The following is a 3,689-nucleotide window of genomic DNA, read 5'->3' on the forward strand; positions in this document are numbered from 1 at the left end:
TGCCGAGGATCCTGCATTCCCGCGTCCGGCGCTGGGAGGACTCCCTCGCGGAGATCGGGCCGGCGCACGCCGACCGGATCGCGGACGTGCGGGCCGGACTGGCGGACCGGCTCCCCGGGGTGGAGGTGGTCGGAGGGGCGACCGAGGGGGTCGGTGTGCCCGCGTGCATCGGTTCCGCTCGGGCCGCGGCCCGGCGGCTGGCGGCAGGGTGGCAGGATTGAGACATGGCACGCCTCGACTACAAGAAGCTCAACTCGACCCTCCGGTACCTCATGTTCTCGGTCTTCACCGTGACCCCCGGGAAGCTGGGGGAGGACCGGGCCGCGGTCACCGCTGACCTCGAGCGGTTCCTCGCGCGGTTCGACGACACGGACGTGGTGGTCCGCGGGCTCTACGACGTCTCGGGGTTGCGGGCCGAGGCCGACTTCATGATCTGGACCCACGCCGAGCACATGGAGGATCTCCAGCGGTTCTACAACGAGTTCCGGCGCACCACCATCCTGGGTCGGGCCAGCACCGCCTACTGGTCCAACACCGCCCTGCACCGGCCCGCGGAGTTCAACAAGAGCCACATCCCGGCCTTCCTCGCCGAGGAGGAACCGGGCGCGTACATCTCGGTGTACCCGTTCGTCCGGTCCTACGAGTGGTACCTGCTCCCCGACGAGGAGCGTCGCCGCATCCTCGCCGAGCACGGGCGCGCCGCCCGCGAATACCCGGACGTCCGCGCCAACACCGTGCCGTCCTTCTCGCTCGGCGACTACGAATGGCTCCTGGCCTTCGAGGCCCCGCAACTGGATCGGATCGTCGACCTCATGCGCGTCATGCGCAGCACCGAGGCGCGCCGTCACGTGCGCGAGGAGATCCCGTTCTTCACCGGTCCCCGGGTCAGCGCCGAGCAGCTCGCCACCTCGATGCCCTGATCAGTCCTCGGCGGGTTCGAGGGTCATGCTCACCGAGTTGATGCAGTACCTCAGATCGGTGGGGGTGGGGTAGCCCTCGCCCGAGAAGACATGCCCCAGGTGGCCGTGGCAGTTCGCGCACAACACCTCGGTCCGGGTCATCCCGAGGGAGGTGTCCGTCCGCTCGATGACGGCCCCGCCGGCCAACGGCGTGAAGAACGAGGGCCAGCCGCAGTGGGAGTCGAACTTGGCGTCGCTGCGGAACAGCTCGGCCCCGCAGCCACGGCACCGGTAGACCCCTTCGGTCTTGGTGTCGGTGTACTCGCCGGTGTACGGCCGCTCGGTGCCCGCCCGGCGCAGGACCTGGTACTCCTCCGGGGTCAGCCTGCGGCGCCACTCGGCGTCATCGAGGGTGAAGGAGGGGTGCGGGGTGTTGGAGGGGGTGTCGGTGCGCTCACTCATGCCCGCAGGCTACGCCGCCGCCGCGGCCGGTGCGATCCGCTCGTGCCGACGCGGGTCCGTCCGACGCCACAGCAGGATCGCCAGCACGGTGCAGAGCAGCAACAGCCATCCGAGCGTGGGGTGGGCGAACTCCAGCAGGCGCCCGTAGTACGGCCATCGCGCCGACTCCCAGAAGTCGAGTGTGAAGAACCCGTAGGCCGCCAACCAGGCGGGCCAGTTGCGGACGAACGACTTGTCCAGCACCACGGTGAGCATGATGGGGATGAGCATCATCGAGTAGTACATCTGGCCGAGGCTGGAGACCAGGAACACACCGGTCAGGATGACCCCGGAGGTGGTGGCGAGCCACAACACCTCGTGGTTGTGCCGGTAGTCGAGCAGGAGATACACGGCCAGCAGGGTGGCCACCACGATGAGGATCCGGGCAACCAGGATGAGCGGGTCGGGGACGCCGTAGTACAGACCGAGCCCGGCGATGGAGCTGTTGTAGTAGTCGCGGACCTCGCTCATGTAGGGCGCGGTGACCTCGAGATACCGGCCGGCGTCCACGGTGAGCGCCCACCCCGCGGCCATCGTGGCGGCGGGGATCGCCAGGGCGGCCACGAAGGGCTGCCACTGTCGACGGATCAGCGGGAGGACCAGCAGAGGCGCGAGCATCGGCTTGATCGCCAGTGACAGCCCCATCGCGACCCCGGCCCACCACAGTCGCCTGCGGTACAGCAGATAGAGGAAGGACACCTGGCACAGGAAGATCACGCCGTTGACGTTCGTGAACACCAGGGTGTTGGTGACCGCCTCGGTACAGAACGCGCCCAGAAGGATCGCCGGGGCGGCGAACGACCGCACGTCGAGGTCGAACAATCGCATGAGAAGCCACAGTGCGGCGATGATCGCGGCGGCGTTGACCAGGATGAACAGCCACCGGGCCACCGTGTAGTTGTCGATCACGCCGAAGGGGGCCAGGAGGAACGTGCCGCTCGGGGCGTAGAGATAGTGCGGTTGAACCGTGAGCAGGTTCTCGCTGTAGACGGGTTCGCCCGCGAGGAAGCGCCTGGTCGCCGCGTAGACGGTCCCGAAGTCGTTCGTGATGGATCCGTTGACGGCCTTGATGAGCACGCGATGGATCACCGTCATGATCGCCAACGGCCACAGGATCTGGTTCAACAGGCGGGGCACGGAGTCAGTGCTTCGGGTCGGCAACGGCACGGTGTGCAGGCTACCGGTCGGGGGCACGTCCTTCTCGTAGGCGCCCCGGGTCAGGACGGGCAGGCCACGGATCGGTCGACGGTGGTCGGGTCGGCGAGGAAGCCCGAGAGGGTCGACCGGGCGCACGCCGAGTGGAGCACCACCCACGATCCGGGAGCGCCCCAGGTGAGAATCCGGATGTCTCCCGCCCCGGCGCCGGTCAGCATGCCCGCGGTGGGTTCCAGGGCGGCGGCGCCGGCGACGGGGTCCGCGATCCCTCCCATGAGGAGCACGGGCACGGATCCGGGCAGCTCCACGGGCGTGCGTTCCGGGACGGGCCAGGTCGAACAGGCGGAGAGCTGGGCGGCCAGGATCTCCCCGAAGGGTGCGTCGTCCGCCCATTCGGTGGCGAGCTCGGGTACGCGGTTGACCGGAACCCGCCTGGGCAGGTCGGAGCACTCCGCGACGTACGGAAGTGAGGAGCTCCTCAACGCCTCCGCCCGGGCACGCACCAACGGACCGGGGGCGCCCGCATCGGGGTCCGTCCCCGCGATCTCACCGAGGATCTCGTCCCCGTCGGACGCCTCCGCTGCGGAGGCACCGGACAGGTCGGTGAGTGCGGATCGGATCACGTCGGACAGGAGCGCGGCCGGCACGCGGGCCCCGGGATCTCTCGCGGCGTCGAGGGCGCGGGAGACGGCCTCGACCCTCTGTTCCCCGTCGCCCGGCCCGCACTCGGGACGAGTGCAGGAGGCCGCCCACAGCCGTAACGCGGTATCGGAGCCGTCGAGCGCGGATCGCGCGGCGGTCTCCTGGTCGCCGTCCCACGGTGCGGGGGAGTCCAGGACCAGGAGCGACAACCGATCGGGGTGTGCCCCGGCGTAGTCCAGGGCGGTGCGGGCGCCCGAGCCCAGGGCGAGCACCGCGAGCCCCGGCACACCCCACGACCGACGCAGTTCCTCGAGGTTCTCCGCCGCCCCGGCGGCACCGAAGTCGAGTTCCCGCCCGGCGAGCTGATCAGTGCAGGACTGCGCGGTCTGGGCGAGTTCGCCGCGGAGGTCCGGTGCCCCGGGGTCCGTACCCCGCTCGGCGAGTCCGTCCAGCGTGCGGCGGGCCGACGGGGTCAGGCAGGCACCGGCGGGA

At 70.0% G+C, this 3,689-nt stretch carries 4 protein-coding genes and 1 pseudogene; 2 read left to right on the forward strand and 3 right to left on the reverse strand.

Annotation, left to right across the window (positions count from 1 at the left end):
- Positions 1-221, forward strand: a pseudogene (locus G6019_RS05190) (protoporphyrinogen oxidase); the annotation flags it as partial.
- Between the two features lie 3 nt (positions 222-224).
- A complete protein-coding gene (gene hemQ / locus G6019_RS05195; protein ID WP_107756573.1) occupies positions 225-920 on the forward strand; it encodes a hydrogen peroxide-dependent heme synthase in 696 nt (231 codons plus the stop codon).
- On the opposite strand, the gene msrB is transcribed toward hemQ, so the two are convergent.
- The 3 genes from msrB to G6019_RS05210 all read right to left on the reverse strand — a co-directional run.
- Positions 921-1,361 carry a peptide-methionine (R)-S-oxide reductase MsrB gene (msrB, locus tag G6019_RS05200; protein ID WP_107756572.1) on the reverse strand — a complete coding sequence of 147 codons (441 nt, stop codon included), beginning with the start codon at positions 1,359-1,361 and terminating at the stop codon, positions 921-923.
- 9 nt (positions 1,362-1,370) lie between these two features.
- Positions 1,371-2,537: a glycosyltransferase family 87 protein gene (locus G6019_RS05205; protein WP_309230170.1), complete on the reverse strand. Its 1,167-nt coding sequence runs from the start codon at positions 2,535-2,537 to the stop codon at positions 1,371-1,373.
- An 80-nt stretch (positions 2,538-2,617) separates the two neighbouring features.
- Positions 2,618-3,689: alpha/beta hydrolase (locus tag G6019_RS05210; RefSeq protein WP_241725885.1), on the reverse strand; the 1,072-nt coding region annotated here is incomplete at its 5' end.

This window comes from Dietzia sp. DQ12-76 (assembly GCF_014145045.1).
Classification (GTDB): domain Bacteria; phylum Actinomycetota; class Actinomycetes; order Mycobacteriales; family Mycobacteriaceae; genus Dietzia.

Coding starts and splice junctions, on each gene's coding strand:
- hemQ (WP_107756573.1), top strand. CDS start 225: ATGGCACGCCTCGACTACAAGAAGCTCAACTCGACCCTCCGGTACCTC.
- msrB (WP_107756572.1), bottom strand. CDS start 1,361: ATGAGTGAGCGCACCGACACCCCCTCCAACACCCCGCACCCCTCCTTC.